This window comes from Indioceanicola profundi (genome assembly GCF_003568845.1).
Taxonomy (GTDB): domain Bacteria; phylum Pseudomonadota; class Alphaproteobacteria; order Azospirillales; family Azospirillaceae; genus Indioceanicola; species Indioceanicola profundi.
Map to the genome: position 1 here is coordinate 1,996,009 of NZ_CP030126.1, position 23,848 is coordinate 2,019,856.

A 23,848-nucleotide genomic window follows, 5' to 3' on the forward strand; every position below is an offset into this window, starting at 1 on the left:
CCGTTCCATCTTCTGACGCTTACGGCGCATGGGCTGGGTCCTCCATAGTGTTTTTGTGGCCCCGCAACGCGGCAAACCTAGATCAGGGGCCGGTTTCAGGGCCGGATTGCGTGTCTCTAGAGTTTCCCCCGCAAGCAACGCTGCAACGCCTCTGAACCCCTAGGATTTCTGCCAGTTTCATTCATGGCTTCTTCCTGAGATACCCGGAGGCCCGCAACGCCCCTTGCGGCTCAGAAATCCCCTTCATCGTCGTCATCATCAGCAAGCCCCTCCAGCGGCTCAGGAAGGGTCAGCCCCAGCCCCCTCATCCTTCTGGTGATCTGGCTGGGATTGACGCCTAGGTAATCTGCCAATTGCCGCTGGGTCCTAAAGCGGCGGCTGGTAACCGCGGCTCTGAGACGTTCATCTGTCACCTTGGCATTTGCCGGAAGCACCCGTTGCCCCTCTGCCGGAAGCACAGGGAGCCAATGCCCAAAATCTCCCAGGAGAAACGCTAGGCCCTCCAGCGCATTGACCTCCACGCGGTCCCGGTGAGGCTTGGAAATGCTGATGGTGAATCCAGCGCCGTCTATGCGGCCCCCCGGCAAATCCCGCCTGTCATCATCAGCGGCAATCCTCAGGAGGCCCATGGAGAACTCAAACGGAAACTCCAGGGCACTTGCCCCACGGAAGGTCTCCTTCATGCCCTGCTGGGCCTTCCTGGAATGGTGCATGACAATGACGGACGCTACCCGCTTGATTGCCATAACCACCCTGAGGAACGCCTTGGCCTCATCGTTGCTGTTCTCATCCGTGAAGCGATCGGCAAGGCTGGAGATGTTGTCCAGGATCACTAGCCCATAGCCCTTGGCCTCCACGGTCTCAGCAATGATGCGCTGGTCCGCTGGGGTGGACAGGTCATAGAAGTCCAATCCTTGGGGCCACTCAGGATCAGCCCTGGAGACAATGGTGAGGTTCCGTTTAGCAGCCTCCACGTCCAGCCCTTCAATAGCGTTGTCCGCCATGATGGCCCTTAGACGACTGATAAGGGTGAACTGCCCATTTTCCCCATCAAACAGGACCACCTTGCACGGCTTGGGAGCTTTCCAGCCTAGGCCCTGTATGGTTCCGCCCCCAGCCACAGCCACAGCAATCTGAAGGCCCAGCCATGTCTTTCCCACTCCCGGCTGAGACCAGATCATCATTGCTGATTTCCGGGCTAGGAACGGCTCCAGGACCGGCTCCCAAGGTGGCGGTTCAAGTTCCAGGTAATCACCCAGCGTCTTTGGCTTGTACGCCTTCAGCCCAGCCCTACGTCTCTCCAGGTCTACAGGAACCTCCAGGGTCTCAGCGGTGACCGGCATAGCCCGCCATCCCCGGCACCACCTGGGCACCGTTACCGCCATTATCCTTGAATGCTTCCCCAGACCTCATCGCCCTACCCAGCCGCTTCCAGGCTGCCCTAAGCTCCCCCCGGACACCGTTGGACGGCAGGAGAGCCAGAAGCTCCCCCATATCGGCCTCCAGGCGCTGGGCAGCCCGGATAATCTGTTGCTTCTCCATAGGACACACAGGAGCCTCCAGGATGCTGTCTGGCTCCCCAGGCCCCCAGGGTACTGCCCAGCGCCCTCAGGCCACTCCTGAGGCTTCCCAGGTGTCCCCAGGGCCATCTTCAATCCATCATTCATGTTCATTTCCTATTCCGCCCCTCAGGGCAAAGCTGGGGCGTTCCCTGAAGCCGCTACCGGCCCCAAGGCTGCCCATAGTTCTGTCTGTGTTACTTATTGCCCCAGAGGCCAAAGCCGCCTTGGCCACCTATACCGGCAGCTATGGAAGCCACGCCCAGCCCTTGCTGAAGAAGGCCCTGCTTTTGGACAGGCTGGGTGCTGACCATGGTCCCACCCCACTTATCCGCACCAATGATCCCATAGTACCGGTTCAGGAGGTCATTAGCCCTGGTGTCCTCCCCCTGCCAGCGTAGGTAATCAGCATCATACCGGCCCTGGGTGTCCTGTTGCATCAGACCACCAGCCCCAAACAGGGCATCAAGGTTGCCCATCTGGAGGTTCTGAGCCACCCCAGCCCCCTGGTAACCAAGGGACGCGGACTGACCAAGCTGGGCGTTCCCCTGGAGGGCGGTTCCTGTGTCAAACTGGCGCTGGTTCTCCAGGAAACTCAGGGCACCCAAGCCGGCGTTAGCCTGGGCGGCTTGCTGACCCAGGGCACTCAAAGCCACACCCTGGTTGGAGGTCCGGGCACTCTCAGCCAGCCCCAGACCGCTCTGGTAGGCGTTGCCCCGCATGGTGCTGGAGATATCAGCAATGCGGTCCCCAGCACGGGCAGTAGCCACAGCCTCAGCGGCCCCCGCACGGGAGCTATTGAGGTTGCCACCAGCCGTAGCCTGGGAGTTCAACCCCAGGACCTCCTGACCCAGGGCACGGGTAACGTCCCTGGAGGCGGCATCAATCATGCCATCCATAGCCGGATTGTTGGCGTAAGCCTGGGCTGCCTGGATGTTGGCCTGGGTAGGGTCAGCCATGGCTCCAGACAGGACGCCATTAAGGCCACTCTGGACCCCAGAGGCACCCTGGAGGGCGGTCTGGGCATAATCATTCAGCGTCCCGGTCATCCCAGGAGCCACAGGGTTCTGAACCCCTGTGTTACCCTGGGCAAAGTTGGCGGCATTGGCCCCAAAGGTCTGGGCATTACCCATACCACTCAGGGCCGCATTGGCGGCACCCTGGGCAAGCTGGCCCCCGGTTCCGTTGGTCCAGTTCTGAACCTGACCAATGGCCCCCGTCTGGACGCCATTGAGACCGGCATGAAGCGGACCCTGGTAGAAGGGCGTTCCCTTCTGGCTGTTATAGATATCCTGGGCAGAACCAAAGGCATCCGTAAGATACGGGCTTTGTGCCTTCCAGGGTTCGTTAGTGGTGGTGGTCTTGGCGGTAGAGGTTCCGCCAAAGAGGGTCTTAGCTACCACACCCATTATCGGCTCAGCCCCAGGGAAGCCCAGGACCGGCTAATCAGCAATGTAGCAAACAGGCTATGGCTGATCCTGGAACCAACTTCAGCCTCCAGAGAAGACTTTAGCCCCTCCCAAGCTGCCCGTTCAGTATCATTCAAACGCAAAAACAGGGGCTTTCCGCCGGCCCCATAGGCCCGGTTCTTACTCATCTATGGATATCCTATATGTCTTGTATGGATGTAGTTAGGAGGAAGTCAGGAGGTCTCTAGGGTTATCCCTAGAGGTATCCTAAGGTCCTGACCTGCTATCCTCTCTCAGGGTGGGGTTTTAGATTGCGGATCAGCTTAGAACCCGCATGAACCCTGGTGTTGGCGCTGGAGAGGCGCTGGGCGTTAGGAGACAGTCAGCCCCCTCTTTAATTTCACCAGCGGCTCCCTGAGGCACCAACTAGCCCTCCAGCTATCCTGGGTTTATTTTCCTGCTTCGCTTATGGTGGCCCGCAAGTGCCCTTGGACCCGCGTAAATACACCCATTATCCCACTTATCCACAGGTACGGACTCTTGGCAGCTCCCCCGAATGTGGTAGAGTTCCTTTCGTCCGGCGCTATATCTAGCGCAACGACAGGATGGAGGCGCTGACCAGATACCTAGAGCTATAGCAAAAAAAACGCGGCCCGGAGAATTCTCCCGCCGCGTCATCAGTTTCCCGTAGTCCCCTAGGCAACGCCGGGTCCGTACAGGTTCTCTCTGTACAAAAACCCATACCGTGCGGAGCTTGGTTGTGTCTAGGGGGCAGCTTACACAATGTAAGAGGCCGAAATTGAGCACCTATGTACCTTCAGGGCAGAAAAGCCCTACCGCGGCTGACGCTTCCGTAATGAAGGGAATGCTTATCCGTGGTGATCGCCAGCACGACATTGCCGCGTTCTTTGGCGTAAATGCAGCCCGCGTCAGTGAGGTTAAGCACGGGCAGCGTCATGCCTCAACTCCTCCAGCGCCTCTGGAGGTTCTTCCACCTCCAGGGCCGTACCCCTACGCGCTCGCTGCTGCGGCTTAGGTAGGCCCAATTGGTGAAAAACCTGAAGCCTAGGCAGTATGCCCCTCGGTCTGGTCAATTTAAACTGATCGCTCCTCGTGGAGGACGTACTGGGGTTGAGCGTACTTTTGTAAAAGGTGAGCCGTTGCCACCCAACCCCAGAGATGGGATGGGCTTTGTAATAGCGGCCCGCACCAAACACAAATAGCAACCAACCGGGAGCGGAGGCTTTAGAGCCTCCCTCCATCCACTAACGACACTGAGTGCTCTCAATGACCGAAGAAGAAAGACAGTTTAGTAATTCTGACAGTTATGAAAGAATCAGGAAGGCTCGTCCCTGGATCATCGCGGCATCATTCCTAGTTGTCGCGCTGGTTTGGGGGGCTTACATTTATAAATTCGCCCACTTAGGTCTAAGCCCAGATCAAGGTGTTTGGGGAACGTTTGGGGATTTTGTTGGAGGAACTCTTAACTCCATTTTTGCTTTCGTAAGCTTCATGGCACTCCTTTACTCACTTGTTCTGCAATCGCGAGAATTAGAAGCAACGCGCTCTGAATTAGCTCAGACCAAGGATATTCATAGAAAAACAGTAGATAACTATGAGAGAGAGGCAAAGCGGAATGATGCGATGAATAGCCTAGAGATGCTAGGAACATACTTTGACGAGTTTGAGGAGAAAAAGTTTCTTCTACGCCAACAGGATGGCAACTTCACTGATGGCCGAGTCGTCACAATACGCGATTTTGGCTTTCCTGGTGAGGCCAATTTTCATCCGCAAAAGTACCCCCCTCCTATGTTGGTAGAAATGCAAATAGTTGGAAGAATGGTGAAGCACTTTAATGATTCACTTAAGAAGCTACGTGACGTGCAACCCGACTCTCCCCACGCCACACTTTATGATGAGCGTTATAAGCATTTAATGCACCGCATCCGTATTCTCGGATATGTAACATTAGAAGATGTTTCGCAGTTCGGATACTCGCCGAGTACTCACTATTACCCCCTTGAGGACTAAATGATAACCTCTACTTCAGCCCCGCACCCTAAGGATTAACCCTAGCCAGGACGTTCTTCACAGCCTGGGCCGTCCAGGCTCCACCACGAGCCGTCCTGGCTCCCATCTCTGTTAGCTTCTTGGCAATAGCATTCAGGCTCAACCCCTCAGCCTGTAGAGCTTTCACCTGGGGCAAGACCGCGGCAGCAAAGCCGTCTGCGGCCTCTTTCGCAGCCCTACCGCCGTCCCGGTAAACCTTGCCGCTGAAGCCGTTGGGATTCCCCAGGCGCGTCCCACGGGCCTCAGCTGCCTCCAGAGCCGCTTTGGTCCGCTGGCTGATCCGCTCACGCTCATCCTGGGCCACCACAGCCATGATTCCCACCGTCAGGGGATTGGCGTTTGGCATATCCACTGCAACGAAGTTCACCCCAGCGTCCCTAAGGGTCAGAAGGAACGCTGCATTCCGGCTCAGGCGGTCCAGCTTGGCAATAACCAGGGTGGCTCCTGTCATCCGGCAGTAGGCCCTTGCCTTCTCCAGTTCCGGACGGCTGTTTAGCTTTCCGCTTTCTACCTCAGTGAACTCAGCCAGGAGCTTCCAGTTTCCACCGTTCAGGTACTCCCGGACAGCTGCCCGCTGAGCCTCTAGACCCAACCCAGAGCGGCCCTGCTTTTCGCTGGAGACCCGATAGTAAGCCACAAATCGCCCATCCATGGTGCCCATCCAAAACAGCCAAACGAACGTTACGGAGTTTTGTAATACCCCTTCCTGTTTAGGTAAAGCAATATCCTCAGGCGTCCAGCGAGACTAGTTGGGCCATAAGAAGGGGGAGCGATATGAATGTTCGGTGGTCGCGAGGTTTTTCCCGTGCGTGGCTCATTCTGTCAGCGCTTTGGATGATTGGAACTAGCTTCAGCGCTTATGACCAACTCTCACACGATTATGAACTCGCCTTCCTCAAAATTCTAACTAGGGAAGCCTATGCGAACACAAGCTTACCCGCTGACATGTGTTCAGCTTCGTATGAAGCCTGGGTGAGGTTATCCAAAAAAGAAAGAGTTGCCTGCCAGCTTTATTCCGGAACCTATGAGAACTATGAGCATAACTTTCACCGAATTGTGAGCGATGCCCGCATCGGCGCTGCGTTGGGAGTATCGCTTATTATAGCACCCCCAATCATTCTATGGATCATAGGCGCTGTCTTGGGCTGGATTCTCTCAGGCTTCCGACCTGATCCCAAGCGGCATTCCTCACGCCCGCCCATCGTTAGCAACTGAAGTACGTTGGGCCGTTTAGGCTAGCCCAGCACCGTGAGAGGATGGGGTGGGGTCTGAAGCCACCCCCAGGGGGTCAATCAATGGTCCATTCAAAAAAGGCACCTAAAGGGAAAGTTGTTAGTTGTTGTCCCACCCTTCAAGTCCGGGGTCCCCCTGAGAAAACCAAAGCCCCCCCCCCTCTTCATCCCCCCCAGGGGGTCTCTTCAGCCCTCCCGCGGAACAGGGGGGCCTGTTTTCTGGGGAGATGGGGACCCCAGCCGTGGGCCGGGGGTGTCCTGGGAGAACCTTGGACCTCAGACCAAGGCGTTGACCTCAGGCCCGTAGTCTACCTTCTGAATGGCGCTGCTGAGGTTCACACAGACGCCCTTGGAATAGCGTCCAAAGGTCATGTCCCTACGCTCATGGCCCACTAGCAACTGGACCGTGGATAGCGGGACCTCAGCCCCTTCCAGAAGCTCAATCAGGTTCTTCCTGGTGGAATGGAAGACCACGCCAGCCCTATCTACCCCCGCTCCCCTACGGGCCGCTGAGAACTTCTTAGAGGCGCTATGGCCCTTATCCTTGTCATAGCCTCCAGGCGGGAAGACGCTATCCGGGAAGAACCAGCCGCCTGGGTCAGCCTCAGCGGTCCTCAGGAGCCTATCCACCAGCGTCTCTATCTGGGGGTGGATGGGGATATGGCGGATAGCGGCTTCAGTCTTCCCTTCCTCAATGGACAGGAAACGGACCCCATGCTTTTCCACCACATGCTTAGCCCTCAGGCTGGCTAGCTCATTGATACGGCCCCCGGTGAACAGACCCAGGCGAAACAGGTCAGCCAGTGGCCCCTCCAGGGTTCTCAGGAGGTTGGAGATTTCTTCAGTGGTGTAAGGCACCCAGCCCTTGGCCTTCTTGCCTCCACGGCTCTTGGTTACGGCTCCACGCTGGCCTCCCCAAGGATTGGCTTGGTCATCCTTGGTGCGGCCCTTCTGGATAAGCCATTTCCACCAGTTACTGATTCCGCTGAGGTTCCGGTTCCGGGTGTCCTTAGCCATTGCCTGGAGCTTATCGGAAACATAATCCCCGGCATGGCGGCGGGTGACCTCATGGACCAGGAGGATGCCCTTGGAATCCGCCCACTCCAGGAACTTGGAGACACTGGTTTTATAATCATGGACGGTCTTCCGGGCCGCTTCAGATGCTTCTAGGTCCACCAGCCATAGAGCGTAGGTTTCCCTCAGGGTGGGTGATTTGGACAGTGCTCCCCGCACCAGGGAACGCGAAAGACCCTCACTCACCTGGGCCGCGGCTTTCTCAGCAAGCGTCTCCAGGACCACCATGGCAATATCCCGGTCACTCATACCAGTGAGAGGGTCTGGAACATTGGACGCTGCTAGGATGGCCTTCCGGACCTCTATGGCCTTCCTAGTCGCGGCACTTAGATTTCCGACCTTCTCCAGGCCAGCAAGCTCAGCCTTAATTTGGGCCACCAAGGGCCAGCGAAGAACACGGGCTTCATCTAGGGAATGGGTCTTCAGGGTACGGATAATATGAGTGTTTCCAACCTGAGCCTCTAAGGACCTGGGAACCCGGACCTTCACATACCAAGTCTGGTAGCGACGCATAAGGTACCGGGTGTCGTTATCCATATCCGCCCCTAGGGTAGCTTTTACCTCATGTAATTAGCATCCAGGACGGCAATCCAAGCGACCTTAGGAAGCAGCCTCATCAGACAGGCCGTTGCTGCGGATACAAAGCGGTGGTACAAAGCGGGCTAACGCACAGGGCCTGAAAGCCTAGGAAAACTGCCGTTTCTGAGCGGACGAGGCACAATCCCACCCTCTCCGCCACATTCCCTTGAAGGTTCTCGGCCGCACCGGGCACGTCTTCCCAAACGCGATGTCCGCGCTCCCGCTGAGCGTGAGCACGCATGCGTCATTTGCGCTTGCAGATCGGGGTAGAAGCCATAGGATTATGCAGTGTCGAGGGAGGTGGAGATGTCAGCCGCATTAACTCAAGCTGCGCAGTCGGTTATGGATCGGAACAGGGCACGGTGGAGCCAGATGCTCAACGTGTCACAGGAAGCCATGCAGCGTAATCAGCAGAAAGTCGTCCAGACTATCCAGCAGGTCTCCCAGGCAGAGAAGATCATGTCCGCTGGGCTGGGCTCTCGCGGCGGCCGCATCGACATTGTCGCCTAGGACCGGATATTCCCGCGCATACTTTTCCACTGCCTGCTGTTCTTCAGCAGGCCGGCGCTTTGTTTTCCTTTTCTGACCTCCGCTGATCCGCGCCCGTGTCTCCGGGCGACGGTCTTGGCGGAATTGTGTTTTCCCGAGTCGCGGTTGAATGCGCCGCGTCCGGGTCGCAGAGGCGCCCGGACGGCCTGCCCTCCCCTGCCCGATCCTCCCGGTCCGGTCCGGGATTTTCTCGCCCGCGCCGGCAGGCGATGTACCATAGGCATTCCGCTGCCTGAGGATACCGTTCGCCCATGCTGACCGCCGACCAGACCGCCGCCTTCCACCGGGATGGATTCCTTATGCTGCCCGGCTTCCTGGACGCCGGCGCCTGTTCCAGGCTAGTCCAGCGTGCGGAGCAACTGGTCGACGGTTTCGACGCGGATGCGCACCGGACCATCTTCCAGACCCGTGACCAGCGGCACGCCGCCGACACCTACTTCCTTTCCTCCGGTGACCGCATCCGCTTCTTCTTCGAGGAGGAGGCGTTCGACGCGGATGGGCGACTGCGCCAGGAGAAGCGGCTGTCCATCAACAAGATCGGTCATGCCCTGCACGACCTCGACCCTGAATTCGATGCCGTATCGCGCGACCGGCGGCTGGCCGCAATTATGACCGATCTGGGCATGCTCCAGCCTGTGCTGATGCAGTCCATGTACATCTTCAAGCAACCCCGCATCGGCGGCGAAGTCACCTGCCATCAGGATGCGACTTTCCTCTATACCGATCCGCCGAGCGTGGTCGGGCTGTGGTTCGCCCTACAGCATGCGACTGTGGAGAATGGCTGCCTCTGGGCGCTTCCCGGCGGACACCGGGCCGGGTTGAAGTCCCTGTTCGGCCGCACGGCGGAAGGCGGCGTGGCCATGCGCACTCTCAACCCGACTCCGTGGCCCGAAATGACGCCGGAAAACGGCTACGTTCCGTTGGAAGCGTCGGCTGGAACGCTGGTCCTGCTGCATGGGCTGCTGCCCCACCTGTCCGGCCCCAACCGCTCCGACCGCTCGCGCCACGCTTATGCCGTCCATGTTGTGGACGGGGCGCTGCCCTGGCCGGCGGACAACTGGCTGCAGCGTGGGGAAGACAATCCGGCCCGCGGGTTCTGAGCCGCCACCTACGGAGGGATGCTGCATACCGTCGGCTATGCTCCATAGCGGCGGAAGCGGTCTCCCTCCAGCGCCGGCCTGATCCGCTCCTGGAGGGAGGCTGGAAGGTCGAGCCAGCTGCACCAGAAGCGCTCCCCCTGCCCGACCCTGCTGGCCGGATGGATCGCCCAGCGCGGAAGGTCGTCCCGCCCCTCGCCCCATTCCGCGAACCAGGGCTGCCGGTCTTCCCGCCCCATGCCGTCCAACACATGCGCAGGAGCGTGCTGGTGCCAGGCGTCCGCCCGGTGCGCCTCGATCTGCTCACGATCCTGCACCAGCAGAAGGCGCCCACGGCCCCGCGCGTCGAAACAGATCATACCTGGCGGATCGACCGAGAAATAATATTCGACGATGCCATCCCTCTGTCGCTCCGCCGCGAACCAGCCTGCGAAGTCGGGATCGGCCGGAAAATCGTGGTTGGCATGGAAGATATCCGCGAGGAACCGCGTTATCCCGCGGAAATACCGCTCGTCGGCAAGCGCGATCTCGGCTTTCAGCCTTCCGCGGACATCTGGATCGTGATTCAGGATGAAGCGGTCGATGATCCCCTCGTTGAAGGCATCGACCGCCAGTCGCTCATCGGCCTTGCCCGTGAGCAGAATCTTCTGGATCGGCAGATGGGAAATGGCGCGGCAGAGGGCTAACCCGTCCATCTGCGGCATGTCGTAGTCCACCACCAGCACGGAAATCTCGGACGCCCGCCGCGGATTGGCCATGATATCGGCGATGCTGCGGAGATGCAGGCGGACCCCATGGTCCGACGGGTCGCCCGGCAGCTCGTTCAGGTCGCTGACCGTCAGCGGCTGCACCCAGCCATCCGGCCGGGCCGACCGCCCCCGTTCCAGGATCGCGGCCAGCGCCTGGACCGGGCTGACATAGGCCTCGCAGCGTTGCGCCCGGGACAGGTGGAACGCCAGACTTTCCAGCAGCAGCGGATCGTCATCCACCGCGACGACCGTGGTCGGGTGCCAGTAGGGCGGAATTGCGCCAGGACGACCACATCCCCCACCCGCCATGGCACCCTCCCGGAAGGAACTTCTTAGACTTCTACATGTCGGGCAACATTCCCGCAACCACCAGTAATCCTGTTAAAAGAATATAGCCTTCGCTGGATGCGATGGCCGGCGGGCGGATGTCCGGTATGATTGCCAAAGCAGGGACCTCTACTCGAACCAGCGTGCGGCATGCCGAAATCAGCGGAATCGGACGATATCAAGCAGCCATGGGCGATGCAGGAGACACCGCGGTTCGGGAGCATTCTTCTGAAATCGAAGAATGCGGTTATCGTCGGCGCGCTCGGATTCCCAATATACTTCTTCACCTGGGCCAACGTCTTTCCGCAGCCTTATGAAAATTTTTGGCTGCGATTGGTGGGGAGTGCGGCCTGCCTGCTCTACTGGGGGATGCTGTATTACCGCGGACCTTACAGGGCGGCTGTGGAGCAGGCGGCGCCGGTCTATTGTTACGCCCTGATCGTCTTCTGCCTGCCGTTCTTCTTCACCTACATGGCGCTGATGAACGGCATGAACGCCGTCTGGATGGCTTCGGCCGTCTGCTCCGTCCTTTATCTGATTCTGCTCCTGGACCTGCGCAACATGCTTGCAGCGTTGGTCGTCGGCACGGGGCTCGGGATCGCCGCCTATCTGCTGACGGCCGAGCGGGCGGAATTCGGCATCGCGCACCTGGCCTATCTTCCCATCCTGGCCTACGCGCTGGTCGGAGCCGTCGTCTACAAATACAACGAGGACGCCATTGAAGATTTGACGGCGGAGCGGATGCGGGCAGTGGCGGCGGTCAGCGGCTCGATCGCCCACGAGATGCGCACGCCGCTCCTGGGCATCCGGCTGGACGCCGAGGGGCTGCGGGAGGATATCGCCGAGCTGGAAGCCGCACGGGCCTGGGCGCTGGCGCAGGGCTGGACGCCGCCGGCAGGATCGGACATGGCCGCCGGTGGGCGGAGCCAGACCGGGCAGGCGTTGGAACGCATTATCCGCCACGCCGCCCATTTCAATACGGTCATCGACACGCTGCTGGCCAACATCGCCGGCGACCGGCTGGACAGCCGCAATTTCGCCCCGCACAGCATGTCCGGCACGGTCTCAGCCGCGCTGGACGCCTATCCCTTCCGCCCGGGCGAGCGGGAGCTGGTCCGCTGGGAACCGGCGGAATGCGACTTTACCTATGTCGGTTCGGACATCCTGAGTCAAGAACGGCCTGCGCGCCCTTTCTGAAAAGCACTGGCTTGGTTGCGGCGCTTCCCCCGTCCTGCAAATCCGCCTTCGGGCCGGCGAGCGGGACAACCGCCTTCACGTCCGGGACAACGGCATCGGCATAGCTCCGGCGGACCTGGCCCGCATCTTCGAACCTTTCCATTCCGGCCGGTCCGGTGGCGCCGGCATCGGCCTTGCCTTTGCGCGACGCGCCATCGGCTTGTTCGGCGGCCGTATCGGTTGCCGAAGCGATCCAGGACAGGGAGCCGAATTCATCATTGAACTTCCCCGCGCCCGCACCTGAAACCAGCCGCGGACCTGCACCTATTCGGCGGCTGGCGCTTCCATTTTGGTGCCATAGCGCTTGATCCAGGTGGCGATGATCCGCTCCCGGTTGGCGGCGAGCCAGGTGAAGTCCATCGGGGCCAGCCGCTTCGCGAGGTCGGGCGGAAGATCGGGAAGCTCCCGGTTCACCTCACCGCTGGCAACCATGGAGAAGTCGAGCGCGTCGGCATAGAAGCGGCGGGCACGGTCGCTGGCGGACCAGTCGGCGAAGCGGCGCGCCGCGTCCGCATTTTTCGTTGTCGTCAGGATGGCGGCAGCGCTGACATCCCAGCCGAGACCATCAGGAAACACCGGCACCACGGCCTTGGTCTGGGCCTTGGTATGGGTCGCCCGGTAATCGAAGGACAGGCCGATATCGATGGCGCCGGTCGAGACCATGCGGCAGGCCTTGCTGCCTTCCTGCGTATAGACCACCATGTTCTCGTGCAGCGCATCCATGAAGGCCCAGGCACGCTCCTCTCCCATGCTGAGAAGCCAGCCGCCCACGAGGGCCATGCCCACGCCGCTGCTCACCGGGCTGGGCATGGCGATCCGGCCGCGCCAGGACGGATGCGTCAGGTCGCTCCAGGCCGCTGGCAACCTGTCGCCCAGCCCCGTCGCGGCGCACAGCGCCGTGGTCCAGATGCCGCCGCCGACCCAGGCGGCTGGTACTCTCGCATCCTTGAACCGGACCTCGACCCGCTCAGCGCCCGAGGGCGTGTAGGGAAGCAGCAGGCCGGCATCCCGCAGCAGGATCATCGAAGCGGCTGACAGGCCCCAGATCACGTCGATCCCATCCGCCACCTCCGCCTGGGCCATCAGGGCATCAGTGACGGTGCCATTGCCGAGGGTGCGCATGGTCAGGCGGATGTCGGGGTTCTCGGCCTCGAACGCCTCCTTGAACGGCCGCATGTTCTCCCGCTGGAGCGTGGAAACCACGGTGAGTCTTGTCAGCATTCCCGACGCCATCGGATCGCCCGAGGCCATTGCGGGGAGCGGGGCGAGAAGGAGCGCCGATAGGAGTTGCAGCGCTGCCGACAGGCCGGCGAAGCGTCTCCACATCGATTTCGAACCCCGCCCCACTCCGGAACCTCTCCGAGCCGCTGTAATCAAACGTAAAATCCGTCCTACACTAGTGCGCCGGACAGGGTCCGGAAAGTCTCAATCCGCCGCGGGAAGAAGCCCCTTCACCTCACGCACGCCCAAGGCGCTGGTCAGTACGATCGCGTCGGCACGGCGGAGGTCCTGCACGCTGACCGCCCGCTCCTCGGCGTTCCAGGCCCCGATCATCGCCGCACGCATGGTGCCGGGCAGCGCCCCCTCTTCCACGCGCGGCGTAACCCATCCGCAATCCAGCAGAAGGAAGATGTTGGCGGCGCTCGCCTCCGCAACCCTCCCCGCCGTGTTCATCAGCACGGCATCGTCGGCGCCCAGCGCCTGCGCCTCCCGCCGCGCCATGATGCCATCGAGATAGTTAATACTTTTGATGCGGGACACCGGAGAATGCTCGTTCCGCCGCGTGCATGTAGCGACCGCCAGCACCGCCGGCCCGGGCGGCGGCGGCAGGGGAGCGGCGGCGATCATCAAAGTCGGTCGCGGCGGTTCCGCCCGCAGCAATCCGCGCGGCCCGGTCCCGGCGGTCAGCGTCAGGCGCAGGGCGCAATCCGTCAGTCCATTCGCCTTCGCCACCTCTCCCAGCGCATCTACCAGGGCATCGTCCGTCAGGGGCACCGGCAGGCCGATGATATCCGCCCCCTGGCGGAGCCGGGCCAGATGGGCCTCGAGTCGCTGCACGGTCCCGCCATCCATGCGCATGGTCTCGAACAGCCCGTCGCCCAGCAGCAGCCCCCGGTCGGCGGGATCGATCCGCGCTTCGGCGCTGTCGACCAGCCCTTGTCCCAGCCACAGCACGCTCATTCCGCTGCCTCCAGCCCTTCGGGATGGCCGGCAGCCGGCGGCCAGGCCATGTCGGGGTCGAGCGCAGTCAGCAGGGCGCGCGCCTTGGTCAGGCACTCATGGTACTCCGCCTCCGGCTCGCTGTCGGCGACGATGCCGCCGCCGGCCTGCGCCTGCACCCACCCGCCGGAAACAGCCAAGGTGCGGATGACGATGGAGCTGTCCATCGCCCCGTCGCGCCCGATCCAGACGACGGACCCGCAATAGGCGCCGCGCCGCGCCGGCTCCAGTTCCCGGATGATCTCCATGGCCCGGATCTTCGGCGCGCCGGTGATGGAGCCGCCGGGGAAGGCCGCCCGCAGCAGGTCCACCGGCCCCAGGCCGGGCTGCAGCCGCGCCTCCACCACGCTGCTCAGGTGATGGACGGTACGGTAGCTCTCCAGCGCCCACAGGCTCGGCACCCGCACGCTGCCGATCTCCGCCACGCGCGACAGGTCGTTGCGCAGCAGGTCCACGATCATCAGGTTCTCCGCCCGGTCCTTTTCGCTGCCCCGCAGCTCGTCTGCCAGGGCGGCATCCTCGTCCGGCGTGGCTCCGCGCGGGCGGGTGCCCTTGATCGGACGGGTCTCGATCCGCCCCTCGGCGGACAGGTTCAGGAACCGTTCCGGGGAGCCCGACGCCAGCGCCCGCCCCTCCCCCAGCTCCAGAAAGGCGGAGAATGGGGCCGCCGTCCGGGGCCGCAGGCGCAGATAGGCGTCCCAGGCCGTGGCTCCCGGCGACAGCCTGCCCAGGAAGCGCTGCGTCAGGTTGGCCTGATAGATGTCGCCGGCCTGGATATAATCCAGCACTCTTCCCACCGCGGCGCGGTAGTCATCGGGCGTCATCTCCGCCCGCCATCCCGGCCCGGAGAGCAGGGCGCGGTCGGTCGGCGTCTGGTGCAGGTCCCACCCGGCGGCCAGCCGTCCGGCCATCGTCTGCGCACGCCGTTCCGCCTCCGGCCCATGGGCGATCACCCAGGCATCGCCCGCCACATGGTCAAAAGCCGCCACCGTGTCGTACAGGCCGACCGCCATGTCCGGGAGGTCAAGCCCGACCGACTGCGGCTCCGGCAGCCGCTCCAGCCAACCACCCAATTCGTATCCCAGATATCCGGCAAGGCCGCCCTGGAACGGCGGCAGCCCCGGCACCGCCGCCCGCCGCGGGCCGAGCAGCTGCTCCAGAAGGGAGAAGGGCTCTCCTTCCACAGGGCGGCCGTCCAGCAGCACCCGGCCGCCCCGGACATCCAGCCAGGCTTCAGGAGCGGCGCAGATATAGGAATACCGTGCCCGGCCCGGATCCTCCGCAGCGGCCCCGTCCAACAGGATAGCGCCAGCCTCCCCCGCCAGGGCGGCGAAGGCGGCGGCCGGATCGGCGGCCGGGATCGGCAGGATGACGGGCTGCGGACTCATGGCCGGGACCATAGACGGATGCGGCCCGCCCAACAACGGGCCTCCCGGCGCCTGTCGTCGCGCAGTCGCATGCCAGGATGGAAAACTGCTCCGGCTTACTCCATTCTGCGCGCGCCGGGGTCTTTCCCCGCGCCAACCGTCAGGAGAGTTCGTCCTTCATGATGCGGATCATCGTCAGGATTTTCGCGGTCGTAGGCTTCCTCGTCGTGCTGCTGTTCGGCGGGATGGTGGCGGCCCTGTGGGCCTTCGCCCCCGGAGCGCCGGAAGTGCCGGAGCGCGTCGTGCTCGAATTCGATTTTGAGACTCCGCTGCTGGAAAAGACGCCGGAGGACCCGCTGGCCGGCCTGCTCGGCGGGCACAATCCCACTGTGCGGGAGCTGGTGGCGGCCATCGACCGGGCGGCAAAGGATGATCGCGTCAAGGGGCTGGTCGGCCGCATCGGCGACTCCACCGTGGGCTGGGGCGCGACCCAGGAGCTGCGCGACGCCGTCGGCCGCTTCCGGCAGAGCGGCAAGTTCGCCCTGATCCATTCCGAAAGCTTCGGCGAAGCAGGTTCCGGGATGCTCAGCTACTATCTGGCTTCCGCCTTCGACGAGGTCTGGATGCAGCCGGTGGGCACGCTGGGCGTCAACGGCATCGCGGCGGAGCTGCAGGTCTATGGCGGCACGCTGGAAAAGATCTACGTCCAGCCGGAATTCGCCAAGCGGCATGAGTACAAGACCGCCGCCGAGACCTTCATGGAGCGGGAGCCGACCCAGGCCAACCAGGAGATGACGGCCTCCCTGATCGGCGATCTCTTCGACCAATGGGTGGCCGGCGTCGCCAGCTCCCGGAACCTCGATGCGGAAGGGGTGCGGGCCGCCGTCGACCGGGCGCCGCTGCTGGACCGTGAGGCTCTGGAGTTCAAGCTCATCGACCGGCTGGCCTATTATGACGAGCTGACCCAGACCGCCATGGACCGCGCCTTCACCAGCGGCGACGGGCCGGCGCCGGAGGAGATGGACCTGCTGGATTATGCCGGCATCGCCGATCCCACGCCGCCGTCCGACGCGCCCGCCGTGGCGGTGATCATCGGCTCCGGCCCGATCTACCGCGGCGAAGGAAACGTGGACCCGCTGTCGGGTGAACAGAGCTTCGGCCCCGCCAGCATCGCGGAGGCATTCGACAAGGCGGTGGAGAATGAGAGTGTCCGCGGCATCCTGTTCCGGGTGGACAGCCCCGGCGGCTCCCCCGTCGGGTCGGAGGTGGTGCGCCGCGCCGTGCAGAGGGCCCGCGAGGCCGGCAAGCCGGTGGTGATCTCGATGGGCGACGTGGCCGGTTCCGGCGGCTACTGGGTCGCCATGGACGCCGACCGCATCGTGGCCCAGCCCGGAACCCTGACGGGCTCCATCGGCGTGCTGTACGGCAAGCTGGTGACCAGCGGACTTCAGGAATGGGCCGGCGTCGGCACCGCCCGGATCGAGGTCGGGGCCAATGCCGGCATGTGGTCCTCCAACTCGTCCTTCAGCGAGAGCGAGCAGGAGCGGCTGAACGTCATGCTGGACGACATCTACGCCCGCTTCACCGCCGGCGTCGCCAACGGCCGCAAGCTTCCGCTGGAGAAGGTGCAGGAGATCGCGCGCGGTCGGGTCTATACCGGCCGGCAGGCGCAGGAGATCGGACTGGTGGATGCGCTGGGCGGCTACGACGTGGCCCTGGCCCAGCTCCGCGAGGTGATGGGGCTGGCCCCCGACGCGCCGGTTCGCACCCTCCTCTTTCCGGAGAGCAAGAGCCAGTTCGCCTATGTCATGGACCTGATCAGCGGCGACGTCCGCGCCGACATCGCCGCGGGACTGCTGAGCCGATCCTTCGGCGATGTGCTGGTAGGGGCGCGGCCGGTGATGAAGACCCTGGCCCCCTGGCTCGCTGCCCCCTCGCCGGAGGAGACCATCGTGATGATGCGTCCCGTTTCCATCACCGGCCAGGGTCTCTGACGGAACCGTCCGGATGGGGGGAGCCGGTCACGCCGGCTCCCATCCTTGAAAGTACGGTCATTCAGCCGATCGGCTTGGTCTCCGACGGGGTGTTGCGGCGGCCCATGGAGCCCTGATTGCGCGCCACCTCGTCCCCGCCTCCCGCCGCATCGCGGGACGAGGTCTTCGCCAGATCGACGCCCGGCGCGGCATCCGCGTGGGGCGGGGTGGCCGGCGGATTCGGCGCGCCGGGATGCTCGCCCCGGCCGCCGCCCTCGCGCGGGGCCGGTTCGGCCAGCGGGTCCATCATGGTGCCGGCGACGCGGGTGCGGGTCGGATCGCTGTCCCCAGCGCCCAGTCCACTCCGGGTCAGGCGCTTTTCCCGCTCCGTCGCCTTGTCCCGGCGGTCGTCGCCACGGTTGCTGTTCATCGTGCCAAGCTCCTGTAATTGCTTGTTCGGCGACAGCCAACAGGATAGGACGGCCCCCCTCACGCGGTTCGGCGACCGCAAATAAGAAATTCCTTATTTCCCTCCGGGCCGGTGATCGGGCTTTCCGTGATGCCCAGCACGATCCAGCCGGGCCGGGCCGCCAGCCAAGCCTGGATGCGGTCGCAGACCTCCTGGTGAAGCTCCGGCTCCCGCACCACCCCGCCCTTGCCGACGCGGCCCTTGCCGACCTCGAACTGCGGTTTGATCAGGGCCGCCAGCCACGCGCCGGGCCGGGTCAGGTCCAGGGCCGCGGGCAGCACCGTCTCCAGCCCGATGAAGCTGGCATCGCAGACCACCATGTCCAGCGGTTCCGGTATCTGCTCCGCCGTCAGATGGCGGGCATTCGTCTTCTCCATCACCACGACGCGGGGGTCTTCCCGCAGCTTCCAGGCCAGTTGCCCATGGCCCACATCCACGGCATAGACCTTGGCCGCGCCGCGGCTCAGCAGCACGTCGGTGAAGCCGCCGGTGGAAGCGCCGACGTCGATGGCGGTCAGTCCGGTTGGATCGATCCCGAAATGATCCAGCGCCTTCACCAGCTTCAACCCGCCCCGGCTGACCCAGGGATGGTCCTGGCCCTTGACGGTCAGAGCCAGATCGGGGGCGACCTGCTCGCCCGGCTTGGCGATGCGGCGGGTATCGGCATAGACCAGCCCGGCCATGACCAGGGCCTGGGCCTTGGCGCGGCTTTCAGCCAGCCCGCGTTCCACCAACGCCTGATCCACCCTGACTTTCGGCTGTTTGGACATGCTTCACGACTTCGTGGTATGGGGACGGAAGATAGGTTCACACATTCGGTTCGGCCCGCCATGAAGCGCCTGCGCACCGCCCTCCCCGCCATCCTGCTGGCCTCGCTCGCCCTGCTGACCGCCTGCAACACGGTGGAAGGGATCGGCAAGGACCTGCAACGGGCCGGTGAGGCGATCGAGGGCGCCGGCGAGAAGGGCAAGAGATAACCGCCACCGGCGGCCGGGGTCAAACGCCCCTCACCCGCCCTTCAGCACCGTCAGGCTCTCATCCCAGTACGGCACCGGGCCGAAACGGCCGGTCATGAAGTCCACGAAGGCGCGGACCTTGGGGCTGAGGTGGCGGTTGGCGGGGTAGACGCAGTGGACGGCGCTGGGCTCCACCATATGGTCCAGCAGGCAGGGAGCCAGCCGTCCCGCGGTCAAATCCTCCCCCACGATGAAGGTCGGCATGATGACGATGCCGCAGCCGCCCGCCGCGGCCTGCCGCAGCACGTCGCCATTGTTGGCCTTGATCCGGCCATTGACCTTGATATGCACCAGCTCGTTGGAGCCCGGCTTGGCGCGGAAGGTCCATTCGTCGCGCTGGGAGCCGGTATAGATCAGGCAGTCGTGATTGGTCAGGTCCTGGGGAATGCCGGGACGGCCGCGCCGCTTGAAATAGTCCGGGCTGGCGCAGACCACCATGCGGGCCGGGCAGATGCGCCGCGCGATCAGCGAGCTGTCCTTCAGCCGTCCGATGCGCACCGCCAGATCGTACCCCTCCTCCACCAGATCGACGAAGCGGTCGGACAGCTCCATATCCACCTCCACCTCCGGGTAGCGGCTCATGAAGTCGCAGAGCGCGCCGCCAAGATGCCGGAAGCCGAAGGACATGGGGGCCGCGATCTTAAGCACGCCGCGAGGGGCCGCATGCTCGTCGGTGACGCTACGCTCCGCATCCTCCAGATCGGCCAGGATCTGGGAGATGCGCTGGTAGAAGCCCTGGCCCACCTGGGTCAGGCTGATGGACCGGGTGGTGCGGTGGAACAGCCGCGCGCCGAGCTGCTCCTCCAGCTCCGCGATGCGGCGGCTGGCGGCGGATTTCGAAAGGTTCAGCTTTTCCGCGGCACGGGTGAAGCTTCTCGCCTCCGCCACCAGAGTGAACAGCCGCAGATCCTCCAGCCTCTCCATCGCCCCTCATCTCCGCCTGCGGTTCGCCCATTGTCCCCCTGACGGCAACGAACCGGTGCAATTGTGGCGGATTATCGGGCGGCGGGCAACGCGCTATCTGTTGCGGCGTGGACGGAAGGACAGCGTCGCTGTTGTCGGCCCGTCACCTGAAACGCAGGAGGTCTTCCCGATGACCAAGGTTCTCGTCCTCTATTATTCCAGCTACGGCCATATCGAGCAGATGGCCAACGCCATCGCCGAGGGCGCGCGGTCCGAAGGCGCCGAGGTGACCGTGAAGCGGGTGCCGGAGCTGGTGCCGGAGGAAGTCGCCCGGAACGCAGGCATGAAGCTTGAGCAGGCGGCCCCGATTGCAACCGTCGCGGAGCTTCCGGAGTACGATGCCATCATCGTGGGCGCGCCCACCCGCTATGGCCGCATGCCCAGCCAGATGGCCAATTTCTGGGACCAGACCGGCGGGCTGTGGGTCAAGGGCGCGCTGGTCGGCAAGGTCGGCGCGGCTTTCACCTCCACCGCCTCCCAGCATGGCGGTCAGGAGACCACCCTGTTCAGCGTGATCACCAACCTGATGCATCACGGCATGGTCATCGCCGGCCTGCCCTACAGCTATCCCGGCCAGATGGGCGTGGAAGAGGTGAAGGGCGGCACCCCCTACGGCGCCAGCACCCTGGCCGACGGCGACGGCAGCCGCCAGCCCAGCGAGGTGGAGCTGGGCGGGGCCCGCTTCCAGGGCGCCCATGTGGCGAAGATCGCCGCCAAGCTGAAGGGCTGAGGCGGAACACCGTAGGTCGGATCGAGGGCATGGCCCGACGATCCGACACAGCGGTGCAGAACGCTGGAACCGTGTCGGATCGGCGCTCCGCTTGATCCGGCCCACGGCCCGCAAACGAGTTCAACCGGCCGCCTCAGGAGAGGGGCCAGACAAGGAGACGTGTCATGATCGAGCGTCGTACGTTCAACAGCCTGGGCGGCGCCAGGTTCGGCTGGCTGGATGCCAAGCATCATTTCAGCTTCGGCCACTACCACGATCCGAAGCGGGTTCATTGGGGACCTCTGCGGGTCTGGAACGATGACACCATCGCGGCCGGCACCGGCTTCGACCCGCACCCGCACAAGGACATGGAGATCATCACCTATGTTCGGAAGGGGGCCATCACCCACCAGGATTTTCTGGGCAATGAGGGCCGCACAGAGGCGGGCGACGTGCAGGTGATGTCCGCCGGCACCGGCATCGTCCATGCCGAGTACAACCGCGAGCCGGGCGAGACCCAGATTTTCCAGATCTGGATCATCCCGAACAAGGCCGGCGTCGCCCCCCGCTGGGAGGCCCGCCAGTTCCCGAAGGGCGAGGCCGCCGGCGAGTTGGTGGTGCTGGCGTCCGGCCGGATCAAGCATGCCGACACGGACGCGCTGATGATCCATCAGGACGCGGCCCTGCTGGGCGCGACTCTGCCCGCCGGCAAGACCGTGACCTACGAGGTCGGCGACCGTCTGGCCTATCTGGTTCCCGCCCGCGGCAAGGTGCGGGTGAACGGGATCGAACTCGACGCCCGCGACGGTGCGGCCGTCAGGGATGAGCCGACCCTGACCATCGAGGCGCTGGAGGAAGCCGAAATCCTCCTGGCCGACCTGCCAAAGGCGGCGTAACGGAACAGTGCCTGTGCGGGAGGGCGGGTCCGAAAGGGCCCGCCCTTTCCGTGCTGGCCGGAACCGCAGGGCAGAGAAGCTCCCGGCATGGATGCGGAGGGCTGCCCGCCGCCCTATGCTGCATCGGCCCGCCTGGACGGCGGAGACACTTGGACGATAGAGACTCCTGGACAGTCGAAAGGCGCACCGACATGACCCGCACCGACCGCACCGCCTCCGCCCTTCTCCTGCTCGCCGGCCTGTTCGGCGCGTTGGCGGTGGCCTGCGGGGCCTATGCGGCGCACGGGCTGGAAGCGGCCAAGGGGCCGCGGGCGGTGGAGCTGTGGGGGACGGCAAGCCAGTATCAGATGGTGCATGCGCTCGCCATCGCAGGCGTCGTGGCGCTGCGGCAGCGCGCCCCGGCCGGCGCGGGCCTGCTGGCCGCGGCGGGCTGGCTGTTCGTGCTGGGCTGCATCCTGTTTCCGGGCGCGCTCTACCTGCTGGGCTGGCAGGGGCCGAGCGTGCTGGGCGCGGTAGCGCCCATCGGCGGGCTGGGCTTCATCCTGGGCTGGCTGCTGCTGGCCGCCGCCGGCGTCCGGGGGGCGGGCGCCGGTTCATAGCAGCGCGGCAGCCGACGGGTTTCAGCCCACGGCTTCCGGCACCTTGGCCTTCGGCGTGCTGGCGGATTTGGCCCCGCAGCAGATTTCGTGAAGCGTGTGCATCACGACCACCGCCTCTTCGCCGTTCAGCGAGTAATAGATGGTCTGGGCGCTGCGGCGGGTCTTCACCAGATTGTCCTTGCGCAGCCGTGCCAGATGCTGCGACAGGGCGGACTGGGATAGATCCACCAGCTTCTCAAGCTCCCCCACCGACCGCTCGCCATCCACCAGATGGCAGAGGATCAAGAGGCGCTTTTCGTTGCCGATCGCCTTGAGGAGAGCGGCAGCCTTGTGTGCGTTGACTTTGAGGCGTTCGATGTCCATAGGCAGGGAAATCGTCCGGGCTCACGGGGCGTCAAGCCTGCCCCGGTAAAAATTTTCACCCGGTAGGAACACCATCTGAAAGCAGGGCGCACATGGCCGATCTGGTGGAACAGGAACTGGACTGCACCGGGCTGATCTGCCCCCTGCCCGTGCTGCGGGCACGCAAGCGGCTGAAGGATGTCGCCCCCGGCGGAGTGCTCTCCGTCACCGCCACCGACAAGGCCGCGCCCAAGGATTTCGCCACCTTCTGCCGGGAGGCCGGGCATGAGCTGCTGTCCTCCACCGAGCAGGACGGCGTCTATCGGTTCCGCATCCGCAAGGGCGGCTGATCCGGCTTCGGGTCCCGCGTTGCGCCCGTGACACTTTCCCCATGAAACCGCGCGCGGTTTGGGGAATGATAGGCGGTGAGGAAACGAACCCGGAAGAATCATGCACACCGCGCTCTTTTTCCATCCTGCCTGCCTGGAGCACGACACCGGCGAGGGGCATCCCGAATGCGCCCAGCGGGTGCGGGCCGTGCTCGCGGCGCTGGAGGATGAGGCCTTCATGTTCCTGGATCGGCGGGAGGCGCCGCGCGCCACGCGGGACCAGTTGCTGCGCGTCCACCCCGCCCACCATATCGACGGCGTGCTGGCCAAGGTGCCCAAGGAAGGCTCGGCCAGCATCGATGACGATACCTGGCTGTCCCCCGGCTCGGGCGAGGCGGCGCTGCGGGCGGCCGGCGCGGTGGTCGGTGCGGTGGATGCCGTCTGCACGGGCGAGGTGCGGAACGCCTTCTGCGCCGTGCGCCCGCCGGGCCACCATGCGGAACCGGACCAGGCCATGGGCTTCTGCCTGTTCAACAGCATCGCCGTGGGGGCCGCCCATGCCCGCGCCGTCCACGGGCTGGAGCGTGTCGCCATCATCGATTTCGACGTCCATCACGGCAACGGCACCCAGACCGTGGCGGAAGGCGATCCGAACCTCTTCTACGGCTCCACCCACCAGTGGCCGCTTTATCCCGGCACCGGGGCCGCGAAGGAGCATGGCAAGTACAACAATGTCGTGAACGCCTGCCTGCCCCCCATGTCCGGCAGCCCGGAGTTCCGGATGGCCGTGCAGAGCCAGCTCCTGCCCGCCATCGACGCCTTCCGGCCGGACCTCATCATGATCTCCGCCGGCTTCGACGCCCACACCCGCGATCCCCTCGCCGGTCTTCACCTGATGGAAGACGATTACGCCTGGGTCACCGGAAAGCTGTGCGAGCTGGCGGCGAAGCATTGCGACGGCCGGGTCGTTTCGGCGCTCGAAGGCGGCTACGACCTGATCGCCCTGGCAAACAGCTCTGCGGCCCACGTCAAGTCACTGATGGTCGCGTAGTATGGCCTAGGGCCATCGGGCTAGCCGCGGCAA

25 protein-coding genes are annotated in these 23,848 nt (G+C 63.9%); 11 read left to right on the forward strand and 14 right to left on the reverse strand.

The genetic code is table 11. The features are described 5' to 3' along the window. Positions 1 to 230: 230 nt before the first annotated feature. From DOL89_RS09530 to DOL89_RS24835, 3 genes are all read right to left on the reverse strand, one after another. On the reverse strand, positions 231 to 1,343 hold the full coding sequence (locus DOL89_RS09530; RefSeq protein ID WP_162937424.1) for an AAA family ATPase: 1,113 nt from the start codon (positions 1,341 to 1,343) through the stop codon (positions 231 to 233). A gap of 413 nt (positions 1,344 to 1,756) precedes the next feature. Further along, entirely contained in the window at positions 1,757 to 2,968 is a 1,212-nt protein-coding gene (locus DOL89_RS09540; RefSeq protein ID WP_119678934.1) for a hypothetical protein, read from the reverse strand. A gap of 817 nt (positions 2,969 to 3,785) precedes the next feature. Then, positions 3,786 to 3,926 carry a hypothetical protein gene (locus DOL89_RS24835; RefSeq protein ID WP_162937425.1) on the reverse strand — a complete coding sequence of 47 codons (141 nt, stop codon included), beginning with the start codon at positions 3,924 to 3,926 and terminating at the stop codon, positions 3,786 to 3,788. Between the two features lie 329 nt (positions 3,927 to 4,255). On the opposite strand from DOL89_RS24835, the gene DOL89_RS24840 reads away from it, so the two are divergent. Next, positions 4,256 to 4,999, forward strand: a complete 744-nt coding sequence (locus tag DOL89_RS24840) for a hypothetical protein (protein WP_162937426.1) — start codon at positions 4,256 to 4,258, stop codon at positions 4,997 to 4,999. Between the two features lie 28 nt (positions 5,000 to 5,027). Here DOL89_RS24840 and DOL89_RS09550 read toward each other — a convergent pair whose 3' ends face one another. The 3 genes from DOL89_RS09550 to DOL89_RS24845 form a co-directional block, all read right to left on the reverse strand. Next, complete coding sequence (locus DOL89_RS09550; RefSeq protein ID WP_318658490.1) at positions 5,028 to 5,699, reverse strand: recombinase family protein; 672 nt, start codon at positions 5,697 to 5,699, stop codon at positions 5,028 to 5,030. An 847-nt stretch (positions 5,700 to 6,546) separates the two neighbouring features. Then, positions 6,547 to 7,881, reverse strand: coding sequence for a DUF6538 domain-containing protein (locus tag DOL89_RS09555; RefSeq protein WP_119678937.1), 1,335 nt, complete (start codon positions 7,879 to 7,881; stop codon positions 6,547 to 6,549). Positions 7,882 to 8,307: 426 nt separating this feature from the next. After that, a complete protein-coding gene (locus DOL89_RS24845; protein ID WP_162937427.1) occupies positions 8,308 to 8,463 on the reverse strand; it encodes a hypothetical protein in 156 nt (51 codons plus the stop codon). 260 nt (positions 8,464 to 8,723) lie between these two features. Between DOL89_RS24845 and DOL89_RS09565 the strand changes: the two genes are divergently transcribed. Further along, positions 8,724 to 9,572: a phytanoyl-CoA dioxygenase family protein gene (locus DOL89_RS09565; RefSeq protein WP_119678939.1), complete on the forward strand. Its 849-nt coding sequence runs from the start codon at positions 8,724 to 8,726 to the stop codon at positions 9,570 to 9,572. 35 nt (positions 9,573 to 9,607) lie between these two features. On the opposite strand, the gene DOL89_RS09570 is transcribed toward DOL89_RS09565, so the two are convergent. Then, positions 9,608 to 10,627 (reverse strand): response regulator, encoded by a 1,020-nt coding sequence (locus DOL89_RS09570; protein ID WP_119678940.1) that lies wholly within the window; start codon positions 10,625 to 10,627, stop codon positions 9,608 to 9,610. A 354-nt stretch (positions 10,628 to 10,981) separates the two neighbouring features. On the opposite strand from DOL89_RS09570, the gene DOL89_RS09575 reads away from it, so the two are divergent. After that, positions 10,982 to 11,842 (forward strand): hypothetical protein, encoded by an 861-nt coding sequence (locus DOL89_RS09575; protein ID WP_162937428.1) that lies wholly within the window; start codon positions 10,982 to 10,984, stop codon positions 11,840 to 11,842. 40 nt (positions 11,843 to 11,882) lie between these two features. Next, positions 11,883 to 12,125 (forward strand): sensor histidine kinase, encoded by a 243-nt coding sequence (locus tag DOL89_RS26010; RefSeq protein ID WP_225889965.1) that lies wholly within the window; start codon positions 11,883 to 11,885, stop codon positions 12,123 to 12,125. A 20-nt stretch (positions 12,126 to 12,145) separates the two neighbouring features. On the opposite strand, the gene DOL89_RS09585 is transcribed toward DOL89_RS26010, so the two are convergent. The 3 genes from DOL89_RS09585 to pabB all read right to left on the reverse strand — a co-directional run bounded on the left by DOL89_RS09585 (position 12,146) and on the right by pabB (position 15,489). After that, a complete protein-coding gene (locus tag DOL89_RS09585) occupies positions 12,146 to 13,102 on the reverse strand; it encodes an extracellular solute-binding protein (protein ID WP_162937429.1) in 957 nt (318 codons plus the stop codon). 204 nt (positions 13,103 to 13,306) lie between these two features. Continuing rightward, the gene (locus tag DOL89_RS09590) at positions 13,307 to 14,062 is read right to left on the reverse strand and encodes an aminotransferase class IV (RefSeq protein WP_119678944.1); all 756 of its coding nucleotides are present in this window, start codon (positions 14,060 to 14,062) and stop codon (positions 13,307 to 13,309) included. Next, the gene (pabB, locus tag DOL89_RS09595; RefSeq protein ID WP_119680350.1) at positions 14,059 to 15,489 is read right to left on the reverse strand and encodes an aminodeoxychorismate synthase component I; all 1,431 of its coding nucleotides are present in this window, start codon (positions 15,487 to 15,489) and stop codon (positions 14,059 to 14,061) included. Before pabB ends, DOL89_RS09590 begins: the two co-directional genes overlap by 4 nt. Positions 15,490 to 15,647: 158 nt before the next feature. Between pabB and sppA the strand changes: the two genes are divergently transcribed. Then, the gene (gene sppA, locus DOL89_RS09600) at positions 15,648 to 17,462 is read left to right on the forward strand and encodes a signal peptide peptidase SppA (RefSeq protein ID WP_162937430.1); all 1,815 of its coding nucleotides are present in this window, start codon (positions 15,648 to 15,650) and stop codon (positions 17,460 to 17,462) included. Between the two features lie 61 nt (positions 17,463 to 17,523). On the opposite strand, the gene DOL89_RS09605 is transcribed toward sppA, so the two are convergent. Both DOL89_RS09605 and DOL89_RS09610 read right to left on the reverse strand, forming a co-directional pair. Then, positions 17,524 to 17,871, reverse strand: a complete 348-nt coding sequence (locus DOL89_RS09605; RefSeq protein ID WP_119678946.1) for a hypothetical protein — start codon at positions 17,869 to 17,871, stop codon at positions 17,524 to 17,526. 59 nt (positions 17,872 to 17,930) lie between these two features. Next, positions 17,931 to 18,680 carry a TlyA family RNA methyltransferase gene (locus DOL89_RS09610; RefSeq protein ID WP_119678947.1) on the reverse strand — a complete coding sequence of 250 codons (750 nt, stop codon included), beginning with the start codon at positions 18,678 to 18,680 and terminating at the stop codon, positions 17,931 to 17,933. A 60-nt stretch (positions 18,681 to 18,740) separates the two neighbouring features. Between DOL89_RS09610 and DOL89_RS09615 the strand changes: the two genes are divergently transcribed. Further along, positions 18,741 to 18,887: an entericidin A/B family lipoprotein gene (locus DOL89_RS09615; RefSeq protein ID WP_119678948.1), complete on the forward strand. Its 147-nt coding sequence runs from the start codon at positions 18,741 to 18,743 to the stop codon at positions 18,885 to 18,887. Positions 18,888 to 18,917: 30 nt separating this feature from the next. Here DOL89_RS09615 and DOL89_RS09620 read toward each other — a convergent pair whose 3' ends face one another. Further along, positions 18,918 to 19,850: a LysR family transcriptional regulator gene (locus tag DOL89_RS09620; RefSeq protein WP_119678949.1), complete on the reverse strand. Its 933-nt coding sequence runs from the start codon at positions 19,848 to 19,850 to the stop codon at positions 18,918 to 18,920. A 169-nt stretch (positions 19,851 to 20,019) separates the two neighbouring features. On the opposite strand from DOL89_RS09620, the gene wrbA reads away from it, so the two are divergent. The 3 genes from wrbA (at position 20,020) to DOL89_RS09635 (ending at position 22,093) form a co-directional block, all read left to right on the forward strand. Next, a complete protein-coding gene (gene wrbA / locus DOL89_RS09625) occupies positions 20,020 to 20,619 on the forward strand; it encodes an NAD(P)H:quinone oxidoreductase (RefSeq protein WP_119678950.1) in 600 nt (199 codons plus the stop codon). A 164-nt stretch (positions 20,620 to 20,783) separates the two neighbouring features. Beyond that, complete coding sequence (locus DOL89_RS09630) at positions 20,784 to 21,494, forward strand: pirin family protein (RefSeq protein WP_119678951.1); 711 nt, start codon at positions 20,784 to 20,786, stop codon at positions 21,492 to 21,494. A gap of 191 nt (positions 21,495 to 21,685) precedes the next feature. Beyond that, positions 21,686 to 22,093 (forward strand): DUF423 domain-containing protein, encoded by a 408-nt coding sequence (locus DOL89_RS09635; RefSeq protein ID WP_119678952.1) that lies wholly within the window; start codon positions 21,686 to 21,688, stop codon positions 22,091 to 22,093. A 21-nt stretch (positions 22,094 to 22,114) separates the two neighbouring features. Here the strand turns inward: DOL89_RS09635 and DOL89_RS09640 are convergent, their stop codons facing one another. Next, positions 22,115 to 22,456 (reverse strand): ArsR/SmtB family transcription factor, encoded by a 342-nt coding sequence (locus tag DOL89_RS09640; RefSeq protein ID WP_119678953.1) that lies wholly within the window; start codon positions 22,454 to 22,456, stop codon positions 22,115 to 22,117. Positions 22,457 to 22,548: 92 nt separating this feature from the next. On the opposite strand from DOL89_RS09640, the gene DOL89_RS09645 reads away from it, so the two are divergent. Next, positions 22,549 to 22,785 (forward strand): sulfurtransferase TusA family protein, encoded by a 237-nt coding sequence (locus DOL89_RS09645; protein WP_119678954.1) that lies wholly within the window; start codon positions 22,549 to 22,551, stop codon positions 22,783 to 22,785. Between the two features lie 100 nt (positions 22,786 to 22,885). Continuing rightward, positions 22,886 to 23,815 carry a histone deacetylase family protein gene (locus tag DOL89_RS09650; protein WP_119678955.1) on the forward strand — a complete coding sequence of 310 codons (930 nt, stop codon included), beginning with the start codon at positions 22,886 to 22,888 and terminating at the stop codon, positions 23,813 to 23,815. The last annotated feature ends 33 nt before the right edge of the window (positions 23,816 to 23,848 follow it).